This window comes from Fluviispira sanaruensis, assembly GCF_004295685.1.
In the GTDB taxonomy this organism is placed as follows: Bacteria; Bdellovibrionota_B; Oligoflexia; order Silvanigrellales; family Silvanigrellaceae; genus Silvanigrella; species Silvanigrella sanaruensis.
In genome coordinates this window covers 1,961,157-1,982,397 of record NZ_AP019368.1, presented here as the reverse complement: position 1 = coordinate 1,982,397, position 21,241 = coordinate 1,961,157, and the positions used below count along the sequence as shown (strand labels likewise).

Here is a 21,241-nt window from a genome sequence, read left to right as displayed (position 1 = left end):
ATTCTGCTTTTTAGCAAAGACATAGGATTTATAAGATATGCTTCAGAACTCTTTTTTTTCAATAGAACAGTTTAATCATCGATACGATGTGGTCGCAATTGAAAATGCACTTATAGATATGCTTGTGAGAGCTAATGATTCTGACCTAAAATCCTTTGGCATGACCAAAGGCGTTATGCAGCTTGTTGATGAAGATACGCAAAAAAATGTTTTGAAAAACTTAGGCAATGCGAAGCCTGAAATTGAATTGGGTGGAAGTGCTTCCAATGCTATCCGTGGGTTGGCCGTTTTAGGAGCAAAAACGAGTTATAGCAGTTCCGTTGGCAACGACTCCTACGGCAAAGCTTTTGCCAGTCGTATGAATGAACTTGGCATTCTCAATCGATTGACAGTTGTCGAGAATGTTCACACGGGAACTTGTCTCGTGGTGGTCACACCCGACAGCGAACGGACACTCAATACTTATTTGGGCGCGTGCCGCAGCTATACTACCAGCCATGTTCCTTATGATGACATAGCAAACACGAAGATTTTCTTTACCACAGGCTATATGCTCGATACGCAAAATCAAATTGACGCCCTTCACTCAGCAATCGATCATGCATTGAATAATAATGTTAAAGTTGCATTTGATGTTGCTGATCCTTTTGTGATTGCCCGGCATGGACAAAAAACAATAATGAACCTGCTCGAAAAAACCCATCTGGTCTTTTTGAATGCAGAAGAAGCAAAAATGCTCGTTGGTTTGAGTCCCGATAAAGCGGCGCTCGAACTCGCTAAAACCATTCAGCTTGCAATAGTGAAGGATGGAGAAAAAGGAGCATATATTGCCCATGATGGAAATCTAACATTTATACCTGCACTAAAAGTAGAAGTTGCCGATACTACAGGAGCAGGGGATATGTTTGCGGGTGGATTTATGTTTGGTCTGTGCAAAGGCCTAACACTCGAGCAAGCTGGCCAAATTGCTACAGTTTTGGCTGCTGACACCGTTTCACATATGGGAGTGCGGCTTTCATCGGGAATCCGTTCTCGGGTTGAAACTCTGCTTAGGTAAATACATCTGATCTTACGGGAGCTTGTGTATTGTGAAGACAAAATCCTATCATATGTTTATCAAGATCATGGCCATTTTTTTTAGCACATATTTAGGGAATTTTGCTTTTGCAGAAAAGCCTTTTGGCCAGACTTCCGTAACAGCTCTCAACGGCATTCCTTCCTCTTTTATAAGCTTGGGAGCATACCATCCTACCTTTGCCATGGTTGTTGAAAAAAACTTTCATAGATTGAGCGTATTTAAACTACTACCAGACGGCAATTACACATTGGTTCGCACTTATTTAGCCATAACTGGAAAAGAACAAGGTGATAAAAAGCAAAGGGGTGACAATCGCACGCCCGAGGGAATTTATTTTATCGTCGGTCAGAAAGACAGTTCAGAACTCTTGCGGCAAATGGGGCCTGGCGCGCGAAAATATGGACCACGTGCTTTTATGCTCGACTACCCAAATATTTTTGATAAAAGACAGCGTAAAACAGGTTCAGGGATATGGATTCATGGGGTTGACAGCGATGCACGCATGCTTCGTCCCTTTGATACAGAAGGTTGTGTGGCCTTAAAAAATGAAGATATAATTGATATTGCTCAATATGTCAGTGCATTTCAAACACCTGTTGTCATTGTTGATGAGATGCAAACGATCAGCATGGCAGCCATCCAAAAACAACGGCAAAATGTGATCGAAATGGTTGAAGCGTGGCGAAAAAGTTGGGAAAACTCAGATTTTGCAAAATATATCAGCTTTTACTCCGATCATTTTCAGTCTCTTGGTAAAAACAAAGAAGATTGGCGCGAATTTAAAGCAAAACTCTCTGAGACGCGTAAAGGCTCTATCACGGTACAAATCAGCGAACCTAAAATTCTGGCTTTCCGCAATCAATTGCTCGTCGAATTTTTTCAAAGATATACTTCTCCTGAAAGAGATGATTTTGGCCGTAAGTTCCTCTATTTACGTCAAGAAAATCAAGGATTTAAAATAATTGCTGAAAAATGGTACAACTCGCAAAAAGGGAAGACAGATCTCACGGTCCTCAATGACACGAAAAAAAGACAAGATTAATTCTTTTGATTCAAATTTTACTTACCAAAAAATTTTTTTACAGAGAACTTGAATTTTCACTCTTTTCTTTGTCACATTTTATTTTGAGTGATATTGAGGGGACATGAGCTTTAAGAGGCGAGATTCGTCACTTAGAGTTTTTGCTTTTTTTTGTTAAATGGCTATTTTTGAAGGTGAGTTTCATTTACAACAAGCTGTACTCTTAAAAAGAGTTAGGATAAAATTGTAAGTATTTACTTTCCCATGTTCCCTAATTCAAAAGGAATTGTCGCATGTCTAAAAGTTCTTGTACTGCTCAAAATGCTCGCAGAAAGGTCTTTCTTTATGCTGCATCGGTTGTTGCTCCTGGAGCATCCAATTTGAATGAATTTCTTGACATGATAGCCAAGGGAAAATCTGTACTGTCATTAAAAGAATCATTATCCAATGCATTTTTAGTCGGTGCACCCAAATTCGATTTCTCTGTTTATAAGAATTGGTTAGAAGAAAGACATGGACCGAAAAGATATTCCTTATTAAATGAAAAAAGCGGTGATTTAGTTAAATATGGGGTCGGCAGTTTAATCGATGCAATTTCAGCAAAACCTGCATTAGAAAAAGCAATTAAAATTCTCGATCCAAAAGTAACAATTCAATATGCGACTGGGCTCGCTGATCTTCCTGTTAACTTTCAAGCGGCCCGTGAATTTGACGAAGGCCTTTTTAAGTGGAATTCTTTTTGGGCAGATCCTAAACGCAATCAAGCCTGTTCTGAGCATTTAAATAAAAAAACAATTGATCCCCATGCTCCAGAAAGTCCAGAGTCTTTTGCACATGACTCCTACGAGCGAATTTCTGCATTAAAAATTTGGAATGCATATTGGTGCAAAAAATCGAGTCTATTAGAAGAATATTTAACAGAATTAAAAGCAATTGAAAAACAACCTGTCGTTGGCAACGATATTGAAAGCGCCAAATTGGGATTGATCCGCGGCAAAACTAAAGCCCGGAAAGAATTACATGAAAAATATAAATATCCTACTCCTCCATGGGAAAGTATATCGCCAAATTTACTTTGGAATATTCCCAATGTAGCAGCTTCACAGGTCTCTATGCTGTTAAATTTACATGGCACATCAAGTGGCTCAAGCGCCGCCTGTGCTTCGTTCGGAGCTTTGATAGACAATGCTATGCTCGAAATTCAAAGTGGGCGTACAGACCTCGCTATTATCGGTGCGGTTGATGCAAACCCGACCAATGAACTGGTTTCCGCTTTTTATGCAGGCCGGCTTGCCGTTTTAGGTGATAGTCATGGCGTACCATTTTGCGATTTAAGAGGCACGCATATCTCTGGGGGAGCTTGTACTTGGATTATTGCTGCTGAAGATGCCATGAAAAAATTTGAAATAGAACCTATGCCCGTTGAAATCTTAGGTGCAGGCGTAAGCAGCGATGCAGAGCACATTATTACTCCGTCCAAAGAAGGACCAAAACTTGCCATTCGCAGAGCTTTCGCACAGGCTCAAATTGAGCCTAACCAAATCCAACTTTGGGACATGCATGCAACTGGAACTCCAGGTGATTGGAATGAGTTTTGTTTGATTGAAGAATTTGTTCCAAAAAAAGCGTATATTTCTGCAAGAAAAGGGATCTTTGGCCACGGGATGTGTGTTGGGGGGGGCTGGGAATTGACAGCCCAACTTTTAGGTACGGTGAAAACAGGTGCGCAAACTTATAATGTTATGCCTTCTGGGATCGACCCCGCAAAAGTAAATCCGAAAATTGCTTCTCTCGAGCGCAATCTCTTACTCGATAAAGTAGTCAAATTAGCCTCAGAAAGTCAGGGAGTTTATTGCGGCAAATTGAGTATGGGTCTGGGGGGAACTTCAAGTTGTGTAATTGCTCGAGTCAAATAATATATGCAAGCACACACAGAATACTTTCCCGAACTTGGTTTTTTGGCCTGTTTGTTTGAAAAGCCTTTAGCTGTGATTGACTTCGAAACTTCAACCCATCCAACTTCAACTTTTGGGGGGATTTTCGAAGTTGCAATAGCAAGAGTCGATCTGAATGGTAACGTAACAATCCATTCTTCTTATGTGAATCCAGAATCTGAGATAACAGATTTTGTTAAGAAATTAACGGGAGTGGTTCCAGAAAAGTTAGAGAAATTTCCCACATGGGGAGATAATTGGGCCAAAGAATTTATCGAAATTGCCAATGGCTGTGTTGTTCTTGGCTATAATATTTTAAGTTCTGATCTCCCAGCGGCGCAAATTCAAAATAAAAGATATAAATTTCCCTTACCACAATTTCAAAATGCCCTCGATTTATATGAACTGCATAAGAAAATAAATAAAACCAATAAAGGTAAATTGCATGAATTGGCAAAGCAATATGGTGTGAATTACGTAGGGAAAGAGCATAGGGCTCTTGATGATGTAATTATGACTTTATATTTAGCAGAGTCGATGATTACTAAGCATGGTGTGGATGTTTTTATATCTTCTGTCAGTCGTTATGTTACTTTATAAGTAGGGCAGTTCAATTGTAAAAGTTGTTTTTTTCTCATTTGATTGAAATGTTAAAGTGCCATTCATTTGTTCAATTATATTTTTTGCAATATTTAAACTGAGACCACTGCCCTTACCTGCGGGTTTTGTCGTAAAAAATGGTTCGAAAACTTTACTTTTATATTCATCTAAAATTTGTGCTCCATTGTTAGATAAATCTATGCATAATCTTTTTTCTTTTTTTGTGACATTTATTTCTATAAGTCTACTCTCATTTGTTTGGCTAATAATGATAGAATCAATGCTATTTAAAAATAAAAAGCGAAAGGCAATATTAAAATTAAGTGGCTGACATGAAATTTCGAGTTCTTCGTGACCTGTATAATTAATCTGTAGTTTTATGTCAAATGCTTTAATTTTATCATATAAAATATCGAGAGTATATGAGATGAGATCAGCGATTTTTACATTTTCAACTCGCATAGAAACATTGCTTTTGGAAATACTGCGCATAACTCTGTACGATTTTTCTATTTTTTCGATGAAACTATCTAAGGTTTGTAATGATATCTGCATAGTATCGAGTTCTAGCGTGTTGATTTCATATTTATTTTGTCGCACATTGTTCATAAAGTTCAATATTAAAGTCAATGGATTCCGAAGATCGATAGCCGTTTTAGCAAGTAGCTCTCCTAAATAAGCGGTTTTTCTAAAATAATCGAGAGCTTCATGTATATCTTCGAGTTTCTTTTCTGTTAATTTCCATTTCGTTAGATTTTTAGAGATAATCAATTGCACCTGCTCACCAAAAGGTAATTGAATCGGAACTTTGGTGTTTTCAAACCAAACTGGATTGCCACAGTGATCTGTGGTGAGCTCTATTTCTGAAATAGGATTTTGCACAAATTCTTTATCGTGCACATCGTTACCAGGTAAGGAAATTTCTCCTTCTTCTATTAATTTATTGAGTTTCTCAATTTTATTTTCATTGTTTTTCCCAGCAAATTCATAGATAGCTTTGTTAACAAATAAATAGTTTCCCACACGATTTACAATTCCAATTAAATTGGGATCACTGTCAAAAATAATGCGCATGAGTCCTTTGTGTAAAAGGAAATCTTCTGGAGAATATTGATGCAGTTCTTCGCAGGCAAAAGCGAAGTGTTCTTTATCTAAAAGTGTTACGCTCCAAGAAGTGTGTAGCAAAAAATTGGGAAAGGATGAGAAATTAACTTGTACAGTTTGACTGAGTGGTTCTTCATTTTCAATCTTTTTTAATTGATCTTTTGCTTTTTCTGCTTCTATATCAATAACAATTGCAAATAAATCTGTATTTTCTTTTAAATTATATTTATTAGCGGCTACATTTGCTTTTAAGATAATGCCATTTTTTTTTAAAATAAAAAGAGGATATTTTGAGGTTTGAAAAAAATAAAAGAAATTCAGGTCACTCTGATTTGAGTTATCAAATGTCAGTGCATGACCCATTCCTTACCTCATCGGGTTAAATTCCATTGCAGGACTTTGTCGGATTTTTGTGGAATCCAAGTTTCTTTTGGCCCCACAATGCTTATGATTGGTAGATTTTCACATATTAAAGATTTTAGCACGTCACTCACCATTTCAGGAGTGACAGCATTGACACGTTCAGCAAAGCGCAAAAAGTTATCGAATGTCAAACCATAAACATCACTCATCGCAAGTTGCGACGTTTGATAGTTATAGTGTTGTGATTCGATGCTTTGTGAGCCTAAAACAGAATGTTGTGCACGAAGTAGTTCTTCTTGGCTAGGAGGTTCACAGGCAAGTTTTTCAATGTGTTCCTTTAAACCTTCAATGGCCTCTTGGGCTTTGTGAGCAGAAGTTGCAATATAAGTCGTAAAAACGCCCGCAAGAAGGTTGGGTGATTGTGACGCACTGACGGCATACGCGAGGGATCGTTTGTCACGTAGATCTAAAAAGAGCCTCCCCCCTTGTCCAGCTAAAATATTAGCGGCAAGTTCTAGTGCTGTGCGTTTTGAGTCGGACAGAGAAAAAGAGCGGAAGGACAACATAATGTGTGCTTGTTCTCTTTTCAATTCGTCAAAACCAACTTGTTCAGCTGTCTCTTTAGGATGTGGGGCAAAAACAGGTTCAGGCCTACTTTTTTCAACATAATTTAAGTCGAAGAAGGTTTTAAATTCAGACTCAATTAAGTTAACAAAAGAGCGGAGATCGAAATCACCCGAAATTGAAAAGACAAATTCCTTGGCGTGAAATAGATTTGCCCAAAATTCCTGTGCATCTTCGCAATTGACATTATTTAACGACTTCTCTGTTCCCATTCCTGATAATGCATAAGGATGATTTGGAAATAAAAGAGGTTGAGAAATACGTGCCAAACGGGCAGATGGACTGTCTTTTTGTGCTACAAGAATTTCGAGAGTTTCTTTGTGGATGCGCTGCCATTCGTTTGCAGAAAATTCTGGGCGGAAGAGACAATCGAGCATCATTTGCGCAGTGCGGAGGCTGTTTTCACTGATGGAATCAAAGCGCATGCCAAAGAGATCACGGGAAGAAAACGCACTGATGCTCGAAGCATTGTCTTCGAGTTCGTCGATAAATTTTCGATAGTTTTGTCTTTTTGTCCCGCGCGTCAACATGCTTGCGGTCAAACCGCCAACGCCATTTTTGTTTTGCGGTTCATATACAAGTCCACCTTTAAGTACCAGCATGGCGCTTGTGATGGGCAATCGTTTAGACTCGCGATAATTGATTTTGAGAATTTTCCCAAAGGGCAATGGAATTTCAATTTGCTTTACATTCGAGTTTAATTTTGACACTTTTAAGTCATAAGTGTCTATCCAGTCTTCTTTACTGAAGTCGGGACTGTTGCTCTTTTGTAAGCTTGTTTCAATGGGTTCCGTATTGTGGTGTGTCATATTAACTGCATGTGTCACAGTTTGAATAAAATCTTTTTCAGTGACTTCTGGAAGAGTTTCATTGCCCAATGCGACAGAAATATGAAAATGTCCCGCTTCTAATTGATTGACAACTTTTTGTGCTATTTCTTGGATGTTTTTTGTCGTGATTTTCGACACAGAATTCATATAAAAGTTTTCAAATTCCATTTTTTGTGAAGTTTGTAAACTCATACCAGCACTTCGTGAAATTCCATCCATACTTTCTCGCGAATAAATACGTTGTGCTTTGAGAGTATTGAGTACGCGGTTAAGCTCTTCATGGGTTGGTGGGACTTCAGCTAAGCGGCGTATTTCCTGTACGATCGTTTTTAAGGCTGCTAAGCAGTTGTGAGCCATCCCAAAAAAGCCAACTCCCAAAAGACCACTGGGGTATTTTGGTGTGTAACAGGAGCAATCAATACTTGTGACAAGCTGGGTTTCTTCACGCAACATACGGATTAAACGAGAGGAGTCGGATTCGCCTAATATTGAAGCGAAAACATCCCAACTTGGCATGTCAAAGTGTTCTAAGTTAGGAGCTAAAGTTGCCAATTGTAAGCGTGCTTCTTGCCAAGGGCCTCGTTCTATTTTTGCCGTAGGATTCTTTTTTTGCGTGAGGTTTAACTGTGCTTGTCGTGAGCGTTGTGGCACAGTTTTAGGTGGGAATTCTTCACTGAGTTTTTCAAGATGATTGTACATATCTTGCGCATCAAAATCACCCGAAGCAATAAAAATCATGTTATTGGGTGTGTACCATTTTTTATAAAAATTATGGACAATATCTCGGGAGAATTTTTCAACAACTTCTTGGTAGCCGATAACCGGTCTTGCCATATTGGTACCCTCATAAAAGAGGGAAAATAAATTGTGGGACACGATGGCATTGGGGTTGTCCCTGCTTCTTCTGATTTCTTCGACGACAACTTCGAGTTCACGAGCCAGTTCATCTTTATCAAGAAGGCTATTTTGCACGACATCGAGAAGAAGTTCAGCACCTTTTTTAGCAAAAGTGGCAGGTGCTGTGAGGTGGTAATTTGTGTGATCGAATGTGGTATAAGCATTGATATCTCCACCTTCAAATTCAACGGTGGATGCGATTTGACCAGTTTCAGGAAATTTTTTTGTTCCTTTAAATAACATATGCTCAAGAACATGCGCTACACCACCTTCAAACTCTTCTTCATCCAATGAGCCTGTTTTGACGAGCACTTGTATAGAAACGATGGGAGCAAAATCCGAAGGATGGAGGTAAATTTCCATCCCGTTGGATAAATAGCGGTGAATGATCTTGTTTTTTGAATTGAGCATTTTTCCTCGTTATTCTTTTATTGTTTTTAAATAATCAATTGCGAGTCGAGTTCTTCTTTGGACAATATCTTTGCCTAAGACTTCAATGCATTCAAACAAAGGTGGTGTTTCTTTACTACCCGTCACAGCAACACGCATTGGCATAAAAACATCTTTTGGTTTTAAGCCTTTTTCAGAAAGATATTCGTTGAATATGTTGTGTATTTCATCATGTTTCCAGTTTTCACAGACATCAAGTTTTAACACAAGGTCGTTTAAATAGCCCATGACTTCGCTTGCAGTCCGACCTTTAGGAATAAGAGGCGCATTGTTATAACTGAGATCACCTTGAAAGAAAAAAGCTGTGTTGTCGATAAAATCTTCGAATTTTTCAACTCGCTCTTTAATAAGTGGAATTATTTTTAATAAATATTCGTCATTAAAGACAACTTCTTTCAGGTTTGCAAGCCATTTCTCATTGCTATCTTGTTTTAAATACTGTCCATTTAACCAAGCTAGTTTTTTAAGGTCAAACACGGGTCCGCCCAGGGTCATTCTGTCCCAGGTAAAGCCTTCAATCATTTCATTTGTGCTGAACATTTCGCGGTTGTCACCAAAATTCCAACCCATAAGCGCAAGGAAATTGCGCAGAGCAGAAGGAAGAATCCCTTTGCGGCGGTAATAATTGATCGACGTAGGGTTTTTCCGCTTCGAAATTTTTGATTTGTCGGAGTTTCTTAACAGCGGTAAATGACAAAATTCAGGCTGTTCCCAACCAAACATTTCATACAACATAACATGCTTAGGAGTTGAAGATATCCACTCTTCACCACGAATAACATGGGTGATTTTCATCTGGTGGTCGTCGACAACAACGGCAAGATGGTAAGTTGGAAAACCATCGGTTTTTAAAAGGACTTGATCATCTACACCATCGTTTTCAAACTCGATATTTCCGCGTAATGTGTCTTTAAAAATAGTTTTACCTGTCATTGGCATTTTCATGCGAATAACATGTGGGATGTTTTGTGCAAGTTTTTTATCAGCATCTTCTTTAGGTAAATCACGACAAAGTCTGTCATAACCAGGAGGTAATTTTTGCGCTTGTTGTGCTTTCCGCAATTCGTCAAGGCGTTGAGGCGTACAAAAACAGCGATAAGCATGGCCTTTATTGACTAAAACTTCGGCATATTCTCTGTAGCTGTCTTTTCTTTCACTTTGCTTATAAGGTGCGTAAGGTCCACCAATGTCAGGACCTTCATCCCATTGGATACCTACCCATTTGAGGGCACTGAGGATCATGGCTTCACTGTCAGCACGATAGCGTTTTTGATCGGTATCTTCTATTCGGATAATGAATTTTCCGTTGTGCTTTTTAGTAAAAACATAATTAAATAATGCTATATAAGCAGTCCCAATATGCGGATCTCCAGTTGGGCTAGGTGCAATGCGAACCCGCACTTCTTTGTGCGCTTGTGTCATGAAAGAACTCCTGTATACGTGGGAAAAATGTGTCCCTGTTCCATATGGCTTTACAACATGTTGAGTTCTTTTGGCAACGACTTAAATAAATGGTTTGAAAAGGAGCTCAGAAATAATTAAGTTGCAAAATAAGAAGCTCTCCTTATACTGCAATTGGAACATGAAGCTTTTGAGTACATCTAAATTCATTTCCTGCATACGATTATGCGAAATTATAATGAATTAAAGTGAATTTGAGTATTGTATTTATGGGTTATCAGAAAATAAAAACGGGACACTATTTTTTAATTTTAAAGCAGGATTTTTTTAAAAGAGATCTGTGGCTCAAAGAAGCTGTCGTTTTTGCCTTAAACTCTCAGCAAGCAGCTGAAATCTATACCGAAGCCTATTGCCAAGAAACCGACCAAGTCCACAGTCTAAAAAAAGTTTCTGAGCTTGATTGTGAATTTATATTAAAAGGCATTTATAATTATGAATGTAAATATAAAACGGAATTGGTTCAGGAACTCGAAACTGAAATACCTGCATATTTAAGAGATAATCATAAAAGTTAAGCATTTTTTTCTAAATATTGCATCTCCGTTCAAACATCGATAGTCAAAAAAATGACATAAGGTGTTTTTTTTCTTAATTAAGATTTAAAATAAGATAATAAGATATTGATTTAAAAAAAAATAAAGGAAAAATTATGAAAGAATTTTATACAAAAATTTCTTTTGCTTTCTTGAGTATTTGTTTTTTTCTTTCGAGTTGTGGACAGAATGATAATATCTTTCAGAATATCAATAAAGATATATATTCAGCACGTTATAGTTTTTTGAATAAAGATAATTTAGATTTTTCTATATTTAATGGAATATTAGATAAGACTTTTGCAAAAAAAGGCTATGTACAAACAACGATCAATACAAAATCACAAATCTCTTCACATGTGGTGTTAGCTGATGGCTCAGTGATAACAGGTGGATTTTCAATATTAAGCAATGGAACGAGTGTATTTACCTTAGCTAAATATAATAAAGATGGTACTTTAAATAGCGGATTTGGCACAGGTGGTGTTGTGCAAACTCCCATCGGTGGAGAGGCCGCCATCAATGCACTCGTTGTTACTCCGGATGGTTCTATCATTGCAGGTGGGTATTCTAAAAACTGTGCAAATAATTCTTTATTTACATTAGTTAAATACAAACCGGATGGGAGAGTTAATCATGCTTTTGGTTCACGCGGTATTGTACAAACTTTAATTGGCAATTCTTCATCCATGATTCGCAGTCTGACAGTCTTAAATGATGGAAATATTTTAGCAGCGGGATATTCTCTGCAGGACGAAAAATTACCATTAATGACCTTAGCAAAATACAATGGATATGGAACTTTAGTCGAAGAGTTTGGCGATGAAGGAATTGTTCTCACTCAAGCAGGTATTTCAAGCCAATTTTTCACTGCTATCACTTTGCCAGATAATTCTATTGTTGCTGGCGGCTATGTCAATGTTGATCCTTTTACTAAAGTATATGCCCTCGCAAAATATACTTCCTTAGGGCAACTTGACTCTAGTTTTGGCACGAATGGTATGTCCTTAACTCCAATTGGAATGTCTTCATATGTGCTCTCTTTAGCGGCTACTGCTGATGGAGCACTCATTGCGGGAGGATATTCAGAAGGTGTTGCGCGTATTAGTTTCTTTACGATTGCTAAGTTTGATTTTAGGGGGAATTTACAATCTAACTTTGGTGACAATGGTTTAATTTTAAATCAAATAACCCCAAACACAAATCGTTCTGCCTACACATGCTCAGTAATAATTTTACCAGAAGGGGCAATTTTAGCAGGAGGTTATGCTACAGGGCCCGATATATCTTCTGTTTTTACTATGTATAAATATGATCTTAATGGAAACGTGAACAGTAATTTTGGTATCAACGGAATGGTACAAACTAAAATAGGCAATTATTCTTATTTACAGAGTTTATCTTTACAAAAGGATGGAACAGTCGTTGCAAGTGGCTATGCAGAAAAATTGGGACGTGTTGCTTTTGCGCTTGCTCGATATAAATGATTAATAAATAGACATTAATTAAAATTAAAAAACACCAAAAAATAAACAATAAACATCAGTTCATTGAATTTTCCTAGTTTTACCACTCTTTACTCAGGTAACAACACCGCAATCAAAAGTAAATGTCATGGCCTCTGTGCCTGTTTATGAACCGCAATGGGTTGTAGTTAGGGTACCGCTGGTCATTGTTTTTACTCCAGTCCTTGAATTCATCGATAGGCTTAAAGCGTTGGATGAAATTGAATATTCTCATATAGGCTGACTATTGGAATCAACCCCCTGCGCGTTAATCCCATTTATTGTGATTCTTACATTATTGGCAGCAGCAACGCTGATTGTCGCTCTCTTAGAAACTTGAGTATTGTATCCAAAAGAATTCATTAGGTTGCCCCTTATGCGCAATATGTCCCATCGAATACGATTTCTTCTAGAGGATATCCAGGTGTGAATTGGTTTATTTTGTCGGAGATGCAGAGAATGGAGAGTGATTTATAAAATGATTTAAAGATGAATTAAAAAATTTCATCGAAATTAAGTCCAAAAGATAAGCAAAAAATAAAATAATTACTAAAATCATGATTTGAATAACCAAAATCAGTCGAAAAACCAAGATTGATGTATTTCAGTTTGTTAAGAACCCCAAAAGTCAAGTGAGGGCGTGAAAGTGTATTATCTTGGGTTGCAGGTTCAAGATAAGTGCCGACAAGAAGTTTGTAATTATAATGTTTGGAATATTCTTTTAGCATCCGTATGCCAATTTTTGGTACGAAGCGGGGGGTATGCGAATAACGAGAATTATTTTCAGACAATGTTGTTGAAAGCAGTTGAGTATTTAATGTATTTTCATTTAATAAAGAGTATGGTGAAAAAATGGTAATTTCCGTATTATAATAATAGATTTGCAATTGAGTCATTATATCCATCTTTGAAAAATAAAAATAATCCATATTTGGTGAATACAATCCACCAATCTGCAGTTTTCCAGGTTCAATAAAAGAAATGTCTTCATTTGGATTTAAATTGTTACTAAAATTTTTTTTTCTTAAAATTAAGTCGGGGGTATAAATAACATTAATAAGTAAATCATCATAAACATTCCAAATAAGCGAGGATATAATTCGATATGATTCGTAAGATGATATAAATTCACCTAGATTATTTTCTCTATTTAGTGTTTTATCAACTTTTGAAAAACCAAAGCCAAGACTCAAATTGTCAATGATTTTATACCCTGCATTTAAATTTAAAAAACCTGTACTAATGGTAACGGTATCAAAATTAAGATTGCTCGAATAGCCTTCATTTTCAGAAAAATATGAAATGGACATACCAAAACGATCGGTGAATTTCGCCGATATGCCCAAACCAACACCATATATGTTATTAGATCCATTTGGAATAGAGTTGTGCACAACAGGTAGGTTGTCATCCCCTTGATAAAAAATAAATGTTGGATCGACAGCATCGGTTTTTAAACCTAAAATGGAAGGATTGTTGTAATAAGTAAAACTGACATCTCTTGATGCAGATGAAGCACCTGCTAGTCCAATATATTCTGGATCACCACTGTTTGTATATCTATCCGATGCATAATAAATAGCAAAAGTGTATTGTGTTGAAAACATGAAATAAAATAATGTTATAAATTTAAAATAAATTAGCATTTTAGTCCTAAAAAAACATCTTTTATTGTTATAAAAAATAGAAATTACAAATATTTATGTGTATTTTATTATATGTTAGAAATTTTTTCTTGAAGAATCAATTTTAAAAATTATAAAAGTTGACATAACATTTGAAAATATTTTCTAATTTTCGGCAAGCTTTTCTAAAAGATTTACAATTGTCCGTGCACCATAGGCTGCAGAAGAGTTTAAGGCTAAATAACCGTTATCTTTTGAGTTCTCGGAAACATTGGCAATGTCAAAATGAACCCAATCCGTATTATTTGGGACAAATGCTTGCAAAAATGCAGCCGCATGCATAGTGGCTGCGCCTTCGCTCCATTTGTTATTCATATTTGTGAAATCGGACACTGTGCCTTTAATATTGTCAATTGCTTCCGGTAAAATTTCGAGCTGGACAAACTTTTCTCCAGCTAGGGCTGATGCTTCTTTCACTTGGCGAATCATTTGTTCATTGTTTGAGCAAACTATAGCTGCTAAATTGCCAGCTATTTGGCTCGCACCTCCAGTTAATGTAGCAATATCAATAATTAAACTTGGTGAAAAGGAAGCAGAAAAAGCAATGGCATCGGCTAAAATCAATCGCCCTTCAGCGTCCGTGTTAAAGACATCAACAAGTTTACCATTCCAAGCTTTGTATACATCGCTCGGTCTTTGCGCATGATCGCCAATCGCATTTTCGACACAGACGATCATACTGATCACACGGATAGGAATTTCTTCAGCAGCGGCGGTATATGCGGCTGAGAAAACGTTGGCAGCACCCGACATGTCATATTTCATTTCATTGTGATGCTTTTTACCTTTGATAGAATATCCACCTGTGTCAAAAGTAACGCCTTTGCCAATCACCACAACGGTTTTCTTTGCGTTGGGTGGATTGTAATCAAAAATGGCTAAATAAGGATCATGAATACTGCCTTTGCCAACAGCAATAATTCCACCAAATCCTTGCTTTTCAAGTTCAGATTTATCTAATAAAGTGGTCTGAATATTTTTAAATTTTAAGAGCTGTTCACTGGTTAAATGCACCAATTCTTTTGGTCGCAGTTGATTGGCAGGAAGGTCACTTAAATATCTTGCGAAATTTAAACTTTGTCCTCGGTGAATACCTTTTATAATTGAATTAGAAACAATTATATGCTCAATGTTTTTAATTGAAAATTTTAACTTAATATTTTCAACGGAAATCATTTTCTTTTGTGGAAATGATTGATTAGAATAAATATGTTCAAATGAATAAAGAGTCAAAGTAACGGTTTCAGCAAAAACATAAGCTATATAATTTATATCTGAATTTCTACTCGGAGTGATTTCAACAATAATTTCGTGCAAATTTTGTTCTTTTGCTTCTCCAATGACTTTACCAATCGCTTTGCGAAAACCAGATAAATTATCATTTTTAGCTGAAGAACCTGCACCAAATGAAATATATGTTTGATTGTCTTGAGATAAAGTTTTTTTATCTCCTACTTTTCCAACGAAATGCGCTTCTCTGTATTTCTCAATTATTTTTCTAGAATCTGTATCACTTTCGCTTTCTTCACAAAAAATATTAAAAATCGTATCGCAGTTATCAGGTATTTTATTTAATAAATCGATAGTCACTCTTGTCTTCATAATTGCTCTTCCTTAAGACTGAACACCCTTGAGCTGTTTTTTATAATTCACAGAGTAGTATTTTTCTGCCATTCTGGAAAGGCGTGCAAAAGGCAAACCAATTAAAAAATACATAGCTGCTGTGAGAAGTCCAATTCCCAAATAATCGAAATAAGTTGATGCAAGTTGTCCATACACTGTAGTGAGCTCAACCAATGTGATGACAGAGACCAGGGATGAATCTTTGATCAGTGCAATGAAGTCATTGGTTACAGGAGGGATAACCACACGCATTGCTTGCGGTATGACGATATGACGGAGAGATTCTAAGCGCGACATGCCAAGGGCAAAGGCTGCGTCCATTTGGCTATGTGGGATTGAAGAAATACCGGCACGATAATTTTCCGCTTCGCTTGCCGCGTAATTCATACCAAGCCCTATGACAGCTGCAAAGAAAGGATCTAATTTAATACCTAGGTTTGGTAAACCATAAAATATAAGGTAAAGCTGAATTAAGAGAGGGGTTCCTCTTATGATTTCAACATAAGTTAAGGCTATTTTTGAAAGAATAGGATGTGCATACAGTCTTATGAGCGCTATAAAAAGACCAAAAACGACTGCAACGACCATGGCTAATATTGAAATTTCTAAAGTACGTACAGCACCTTTTGCGAGCAATGGGAGAAAATCAATATAGAGTTTTACTTTATCGATAAATGTACGCTCAAGATTCATACTTCTAAGATATTCTTTATAACCTATATCTTCACTTTTTGCTTCAGGATCTGCTCCCCAAGCTTCTGCTATTTTTGAATTCCAAAGTCCCCATTTTTCAAGAATGCTTTGAATTTTACCTTCTTTAATAAGTGCATCTAATGCTTTATTCACTTTGTTTTTTAAAACAATATTATCTTTTTTAAAGGCAATTCCATATTTCATATAACCGATTGGAGGACCTACAAACTTGAGCATTGCATTGTGTTTTGCATAATACTTCGCAATGGGTGCATCGAGTAAAACAGCATCGAGACGATCACCTGCTGCAAGATCTGCATAAGCGTTAACCTCTTCACCGTATTTTTTAATGTTAACCCCGCCAACGTCTTCAAGAATTTTATAAGCTAAAGATGCAGGGAGAGTGGCGACTCTTTTTCCTTTTAAGTCATTTAATTCTGTAATCTCGTGATTGTTTTTATTGACGACAAGCTGTTCGTAAGTGATATAATAAGGAAGTGAAAAGCTGATAGATTGTTTTCTCTCATCGATTATTTCGAGACCGTCAATCACCAAATCGTAATTTCCCGCATTGAGACCAGGAATGAGTCCATCCCATAGATTTTGCACAAAGACTGGTTTCATATTGAGTTTTTTAGCAACTGCTTCAATAATATCAACGTCAAGTCCAATTATTTTTTCAGGGTTTTTAGCATCACGAAACACATACGGGGCGCCGCTATTTGCATCGCTTCCCCAGCGAAGAATTTCTTTTTCAGTACAAAATGCTTGAAGCGAAAAGAATAAACAAAATAAAGTAACAACAAAGTTTCGATTTTTCAGCATGTGCGTTTAATCACCTTTCTTTTAAAGGAAATTTCTTAGAAAACGACGGGTTCTTTCATCTTTGGGCGATGAAAAAATCTCTTCAGGGGTCCCCATTTCAACGATGCGACCTTCTTGCATATGGACAATATGGTCTGCAACATCGCGCGCAAAACGCATTTCATGGGTGACCACAATCTGTGTCATCCCTTCGTCATCTAATGTGCGCATAACTTGAAGAACTTCATGGACAAGATCGGGATCAAGTGCAGATGTAGGTTCATCATAAAGTATGGCCTTTGGCGACATAGCTAATGCTCTCGCTATAGCTGCTCTTTGTTGCTGACCACCGGAAAGTTGACAAGGATAATGATCGGCATGACGTTCTAAACCCACTTTGATTAGGAGTTCTTTTGCTCTTTTGCGAGCCATATCAACATTCATTTTCTTTACAACGACAGGAGCTTTTGTAATATTTTCTAATAAAGTGAGATGTGGAAAGAGGTTAAAACTTTGAAAAACCATTCCAACATTTTCACGAATAGCACGAGCTTTTTTATCAAAATCTCTCATATTGGATTTTGTATTTTCACTTCGTTCAAGTGCAACGCCATTTATTACTATGGACCCAGAGTCAAGCGTCTCGAGCCCGTTTAGACATCGGAGCAAAGTGGATTTACCACATCCAGAAGGACCAATTAAAACAGTAAGTTCTCCAGGTGTGACTTCGAGATCGATTCCACACAACACATCAAGATCACCATGTTTTTTTTTCAGATTTTTTACTGAAATATATGCGCCAGTTGCACTTATCATGATGGTATAGCACCCCCTAAAATCTAAAAGACGAACGAAGTAAAGGTAACAATAGGAAGGCATCAATTGCCGAGCATGCAGGTAACATATAATAATCAGATTTGGAAATGAAAGAATGATAAAATTAAGGGTTGGCCTCATTTTTTTTGTCTGGCGAGTGAATCGATTGACAAAGCATTTTCTCTGAGAAGCAAAATACCTTTGAATTTTAATGCGCATGAGGACTTATATTTTTTCTGAAATCAGTGTATCTATATCCTTTATAATGTGCTTTCCAATAAGCTATTGGAAGTTTTAATTATGTCTAGAAATTATTATATAATATGAATAAGTGGAGGATTAATGTCAAAAAGATATATCCTAATTATTGCTTGCGCCAGTGTCATTTTGTTTGTTCTGTTTTTTATTTTCATTAAGAATAAAAAGCCTAGTGCAAGTGTGGAGCTAGGGTCTCAGTCTGTTACTTTGCTGTTGGATTGGATGCCCAATACAAATCATACTGGATTTTATGTTGGAAAAATAAGGGGTTTTTATGAGAAATTGGGGATTGATCTAAAAATTTTAAATCCAACCCAAACGACAGCGACGACATTGGTTGGAACAGGCAAAGCCGATTTTGGCATTAGTTATGCAAATGATATAATTTATGCGCGAAATATGGGCGTTCCAGTCGTATCAATTGCTGCTATTATTCAAGCGAATACTTCCTGCTTTGTTTGGAGAAAATCAGCGAATATTTCGGATATTAAAGGGTTTGAAGGGAAAAGGTATGGAGGTTGGGGAAGCCCCGAAGAAAATGCAACATTAAAATATGTAATGGAAAATAACGGCGCTGATTTTTCAAAAGTGCAAATGCTCACGACAGGGACGCAGGATTTTCTGCAAGCGACTGTAAAAAATGTTGATTTTACCTGGGAGTATTTAGGTTGGAATATCCTTGCAGCCCAATTAAAAAATGTAGAAATAGAGACATATTGTCCTGCCGATCAATTTCCTGTGTTCGATAAACCATCTCCACTCATAATCACTAGCGAAAAAATGATAAAAGAAAATCCAGAAAAAGTAAGGGCTTTTCTCCAAGCCACTGCTGAAGGATTTAATATTGCTATTGAAAAGCCAAGCGAAGCCGCAGCTGATTTTTTGCAAGCCGTGCCAGAGCTCGACCCTAATTTAGTAAAAAAATCGGCAGAATTTTTAGCGAATTTATATAAAGCAAATGCTGATAAATGGGGAACGCAAGATATGAAAAAGTTCAATCTTTATGCTAAATGGATGCAAGATGTCGAACTTATAAAAGAGATCCCAAAAACAGAAAGCTATATCAATAATAAATTTTTACCTTAAAAAATAATTTTTAATTTAATATTTTTTCTAAATGCGCAATTTGATTTTCAATTATTTTTAAGCTGCCTCGCCAGAATTCAGGTTTTTTAATGTCTTCATTCAGGTGGGTTTTAACCAAATCTTCTGTTGTCATACGAGCAGTATCTCGCAATAAATTTATATAATTTTTATAAAAATCCTTGGTAAGCTTTTCTCTTTGAGCATAAACACCTAAGCTAAACAAATAACCAAATGAATAAGGGAAATTATAAAAGCTTAAATCTGATATATAAAAATGCAATTTACTTGCCCAAAAATACGTATTCATTTCGCTGAGAGTGTCGCCATAATAAAACTTCCAAGATTTTTCCATCAATTGCTTAAAATCATCAACACTTAAGTTCTGATTGAGACGCATTTCATAAAATTCTTTTTCAAAACGGAAACGTGCTGGGATATTGAGTAAAAAAGAAGCTGCATTTTCAGCATTATTGAAGGCAATGGGAAATTGCTCTTCCTTGGTTTTGGCTTTTTTCATCAGAGCGTTGCTGACGACTGTTTCTGCAAAAAGACTTGCAGTTTCTGCAAGATTCATTGGATAAGCTGTTTGTACCTGTGGCAAATCACGCATCACCCAGCTATGAAATGCATGGCCCAGTTCATGGGCAAGGGTCGAGATATCACCCAGACCACCCATATAGGTCATATAAACCCGCGGCGTTGTCGATTTTTCAAAGGTTGTACAGTAAGCCCCTGGGCATTTGTTGTTACCCACACGGCCTTCAATCCATTTATTTTTATGCATCATTTCAGCAAATTCGCCCATTTTGGGGTCGACATCTGCAAAAGCATCGATGACGATTTGCAGACCTTCCTCAAACGTAAATTTTGTCTGCGCTTCTGCAATGCCATATTTGGGGGGCGGGGCAAAAAGATCGCTTGGGTGTAGCTGCTTTAGTCCTGCTGCTTTGGCTTTCAGGCGCAAGGCTTTCTGCCCTAATTCCTTGCCTTCGTGAATGACTGAGAACATTGTGTCGAGGGTTTCAGCACTCATTCTGTTGTCGTGAAGTGGGGTGCTGAGAAAGTTTTGTGGGACTTTAGTAGAACGTTTTTTGCACAAGGTGTGCCGCCAGCCCGCAAGGGAATTGAGTGCCTGTGCACAGACTTCAGCATTTTTTTCCCACCCATGTTGGATGGCATTGTAAGCTGCTCTTCTCACTTTATTATCTGCGTCTTGTAACAATGCGTTGGCTTTGGCCACACCCATTTTTTCGTTGCCTGTAGGAAAATGAACATCGCATTCAATGAGAGTAGATATATTATTATACAAATTATCCCATGCAGTGTGTCCATCGGTGGCAAGTGAAGTGATCAGAGTTTCTTCTTCGAGACTTAAAAGAGTTTCTTTTGTTTTTCTTTCATGTTCAATTTGAAATTTTTGTTCTTTAGTTTTCTCATTTTTTAAATACTCTTCGATCAAATTATCAGGTGCTAAAATAAGAAAAAGAGCTAAAGGTTTGTAAGCCTGAGCAAGATGTGCATGCAGCCCTTGGCATTTTACCATCATTTGTTTAGCGAGTTCATCCTTACCATTTACAGATAAAATACAATGCGTATATGTAGACAAATTCATTGCCAGTTTATTGGCCATGTCATATATTTTGTATATTTCTTGGGCATTTTTGATAATTTCTTTTGATTTTTCTAGGGAGATTTTTTCGATATCTTTTATATGCTCGGAAATCGTTTTCGATAACTCTTCAATCTGCGTGATTGCTTGCAGAACAGTCTGAAGATCATGATCAAATTCTTTACTCGTAATTGCAGGATATTCTTGTGAGTTATCCCAACTTGGTCCTTGAATCATTGTTTGCACTCCAATTATAATTGCCCGAAT

The 21,241-nt window shown here is 37.0% G+C and carries 16 protein-coding genes; 7 read left to right on the top strand and 9 right to left on the bottom strand.

Going from position 1 to position 21,241, the window contains the following annotated elements:
* The first annotated feature begins 37 nt into the window (after window positions 1–37).
* The 4 genes from EZS29_RS08330 to EZS29_RS08315 all read left to right on the top strand — a co-directional run bounded on the left by EZS29_RS08330 (window position 38) and on the right by EZS29_RS08315 (window position 4,633).
* Window positions 38–1,057: an adenosine kinase gene (locus EZS29_RS08330; protein WP_130608762.1), complete on the top strand. Its 1,020-nt coding sequence runs from the start codon at window positions 38–40 to the stop codon at window positions 1,055–1,057.
* Window positions 1,058–1,088: 31 nt separating this feature from the next.
* On the top strand, window positions 1,089–2,120 hold the full coding sequence (locus tag EZS29_RS08325; RefSeq protein ID WP_130608759.1) for a L,D-transpeptidase family protein: 1,032 nt from the start codon (window positions 1,089–1,091) through the stop codon (window positions 2,118–2,120).
* A 272-nt stretch (window positions 2,121–2,392) separates the two neighbouring features.
* The gene (locus EZS29_RS08320; protein WP_130608756.1) at window positions 2,393–4,015 is read left to right on the top strand and encodes a beta-ketoacyl synthase N-terminal-like domain-containing protein; all 1,623 of its coding nucleotides are present in this window, start codon (window positions 2,393–2,395) and stop codon (window positions 4,013–4,015) included.
* Between the two features lie 3 nt (window positions 4,016–4,018).
* Complete coding sequence (locus EZS29_RS08315) at window positions 4,019–4,633, top strand: 3'-5' exonuclease family protein (RefSeq protein WP_130608753.1); 615 nt, start codon at window positions 4,019–4,021, stop codon at window positions 4,631–4,633.
* On the opposite strand, the gene EZS29_RS08310 is transcribed toward EZS29_RS08315, so the two are convergent.
* Genes EZS29_RS08310 through gltX form a run of 3 tightly spaced genes read right to left on the bottom strand, consistent with a single transcriptional unit; the run spans window position 4,628 to window position 10,323 of the window.
* The gene (locus EZS29_RS08310) at window positions 4,628–6,100 is read right to left on the bottom strand and encodes a PAS domain-containing sensor histidine kinase (protein ID WP_130608750.1); all 1,473 of its coding nucleotides are present in this window, start codon (window positions 6,098–6,100) and stop codon (window positions 4,628–4,630) included. The two genes, EZS29_RS08315 and EZS29_RS08310, sit on opposite strands and share 6 nt — an antisense overlap.
* Before the next feature lie 8 nt (window positions 6,101–6,108).
* Complete coding sequence (locus EZS29_RS08305; RefSeq protein ID WP_130608747.1) at window positions 6,109–8,862, bottom strand: M16 family metallopeptidase; 2,754 nt, start codon at window positions 8,860–8,862, stop codon at window positions 6,109–6,111.
* Between the two features lie 9 nt (window positions 8,863–8,871).
* Entirely contained in the window at window positions 8,872–10,323 is a 1,452-nt protein-coding gene (gene gltX, locus EZS29_RS08300; protein WP_130608744.1) for a glutamate--tRNA ligase, read from the bottom strand.
* Window positions 10,324–10,571: 248 nt separating this feature from the next.
* Between gltX and EZS29_RS08295 the strand changes: the two genes are divergently transcribed.
* Together EZS29_RS08295 and EZS29_RS08290 are read left to right on the top strand one after the other, a co-directional pair.
* Entirely contained in the window at window positions 10,572–10,877 is a 306-nt protein-coding gene (locus EZS29_RS08295) for a hypothetical protein (RefSeq protein ID WP_130608741.1), read from the top strand.
* Between the two features lie 134 nt (window positions 10,878–11,011).
* Window positions 11,012–12,382 carry an NHL repeat-containing protein gene (locus tag EZS29_RS08290; protein WP_130608738.1) on the top strand — a complete coding sequence of 457 codons (1,371 nt, stop codon included), beginning with the start codon at window positions 11,012–11,014 and terminating at the stop codon, window positions 12,380–12,382.
* A gap of 249 nt (window positions 12,383–12,631) precedes the next feature.
* On the opposite strand, the gene EZS29_RS16215 is transcribed toward EZS29_RS08290, so the two are convergent.
* The 5 genes from EZS29_RS16215 to EZS29_RS08270 form a co-directional block, all read right to left on the bottom strand.
* Window positions 12,632–12,763, bottom strand: coding sequence for a hypothetical protein (locus EZS29_RS16215; protein WP_281276247.1), 132 nt, complete (start codon window positions 12,761–12,763; stop codon window positions 12,632–12,634).
* Window positions 12,764–12,894: 131 nt separating this feature from the next.
* Window positions 12,895–14,046 (bottom strand): hypothetical protein, encoded by a 1,152-nt coding sequence (locus tag EZS29_RS08285; RefSeq protein WP_130608735.1) that lies wholly within the window; start codon window positions 14,044–14,046, stop codon window positions 12,895–12,897.
* A gap of 144 nt (window positions 14,047–14,190) precedes the next feature.
* Window positions 14,191–15,687, bottom strand: coding sequence for a M17 family metallopeptidase (locus EZS29_RS08280; RefSeq protein ID WP_130608732.1), 1,497 nt, complete (start codon window positions 15,685–15,687; stop codon window positions 14,191–14,193).
* A gap of 12 nt (window positions 15,688–15,699) precedes the next feature.
* Complete coding sequence (locus EZS29_RS08275; protein WP_130608729.1) at window positions 15,700–17,226, bottom strand: ABC transporter substrate-binding protein/permease; 1,527 nt, start codon at window positions 17,224–17,226, stop codon at window positions 15,700–15,702.
* A gap of 21 nt (window positions 17,227–17,247) precedes the next feature.
* On the bottom strand, window positions 17,248–18,021 hold the full coding sequence (locus tag EZS29_RS08270; protein WP_130608726.1) for an amino acid ABC transporter ATP-binding protein: 774 nt from the start codon (window positions 18,019–18,021) through the stop codon (window positions 17,248–17,250).
* 342 nt (window positions 18,022–18,363) lie between these two features.
* Here EZS29_RS08270 and EZS29_RS08265 point away from each other — a divergent pair, with 342 nt between their 5' ends.
* Window positions 18,364–19,365, top strand: coding sequence for an ABC transporter substrate-binding protein (locus tag EZS29_RS08265; protein WP_130608723.1), 1,002 nt, complete (start codon window positions 18,364–18,366; stop codon window positions 19,363–19,365).
* A 10-nt stretch (window positions 19,366–19,375) separates the two neighbouring features.
* Here the strand turns inward: EZS29_RS08265 and EZS29_RS08260 are convergent, their stop codons facing one another.
* The gene (locus EZS29_RS08260; protein WP_130608719.1) at window positions 19,376–21,211 is read right to left on the bottom strand and encodes a M3 family oligoendopeptidase; all 1,836 of its coding nucleotides are present in this window, start codon (window positions 21,209–21,211) and stop codon (window positions 19,376–19,378) included.
* Window positions 21,212–21,241: the final 30 nt, after the last annotated feature.

What these genes read in the sequence shown, in the direction of transcription:
- EZS29_RS08285 (WP_130608735.1), bottom strand. Translation starts at nt 14,046, where the DNA reads ATGCTAATTTATTTTAAATTTATAACATTATTTTATTTCATGTTTTCA.
- EZS29_RS08310 (WP_130608750.1), bottom strand. Translation starts at nt 6,100, where the DNA reads ATGGGTCATGCACTGACATTTGATAACTCAAATCAGAGTGACCTGAAT.
- EZS29_RS08295 (WP_130608741.1), top strand. Translation starts at nt 10,572, where the DNA reads ATGGGTTATCAGAAAATAAAAACGGGACACTATTTTTTAATTTTAAAG.
- gltX (WP_130608744.1), bottom strand. Translation starts at nt 10,323, where the DNA reads ATGACACAAGCGCACAAAGAAGTGCGGGTTCGCATTGCACCTAGCCCA.
- EZS29_RS16215 (WP_281276247.1), bottom strand. Translation starts at nt 12,763, where the DNA reads ATGAATTCTTTTGGATACAATACTCAAGTTTCTAAGAGAGCGACAATC.
- EZS29_RS08320 (WP_130608756.1), top strand. Translation starts at nt 2,393, where the DNA reads ATGTCTAAAAGTTCTTGTACTGCTCAAAATGCTCGCAGAAAGGTCTTT.
- EZS29_RS08265 (WP_130608723.1), top strand. Translation starts at nt 18,364, where the DNA reads ATGTCAAAAAGATATATCCTAATTATTGCTTGCGCCAGTGTCATTTTG.
- EZS29_RS08290 (WP_130608738.1), top strand. Translation starts at nt 11,012, where the DNA reads ATGAAAGAATTTTATACAAAAATTTCTTTTGCTTTCTTGAGTATTTGT.
- EZS29_RS08330 (WP_130608762.1), top strand. Translation starts at nt 38, where the DNA reads ATGCTTCAGAACTCTTTTTTTTCAATAGAACAGTTTAATCATCGATAC.
- EZS29_RS08270 (WP_130608726.1), bottom strand. Translation starts at nt 18,021, where the DNA reads ATGATAAGTGCAACTGGCGCATATATTTCAGTAAAAAATCTGAAAAAA.
- EZS29_RS08275 (WP_130608729.1), bottom strand. Translation starts at nt 17,226, where the DNA reads ATGCTGAAAAATCGAAACTTTGTTGTTACTTTATTTTGTTTATTCTTT.
- EZS29_RS08305 (WP_130608747.1), bottom strand. Translation starts at nt 8,862, where the DNA reads ATGCTCAATTCAAAAAACAAGATCATTCACCGCTATTTATCCAACGGG.
- EZS29_RS08280 (WP_130608732.1), bottom strand. Translation starts at nt 15,687, where the DNA reads ATGAAGACAAGAGTGACTATCGATTTATTAAATAAAATACCTGATAAC.
- EZS29_RS08315 (WP_130608753.1), top strand. Translation starts at nt 4,019, where the DNA reads ATGCAAGCACACACAGAATACTTTCCCGAACTTGGTTTTTTGGCCTGT.
- EZS29_RS08260 (WP_130608719.1), bottom strand. Translation starts at nt 21,211, where the DNA reads ATGATTCAAGGACCAAGTTGGGATAACTCACAAGAATATCCTGCAATT.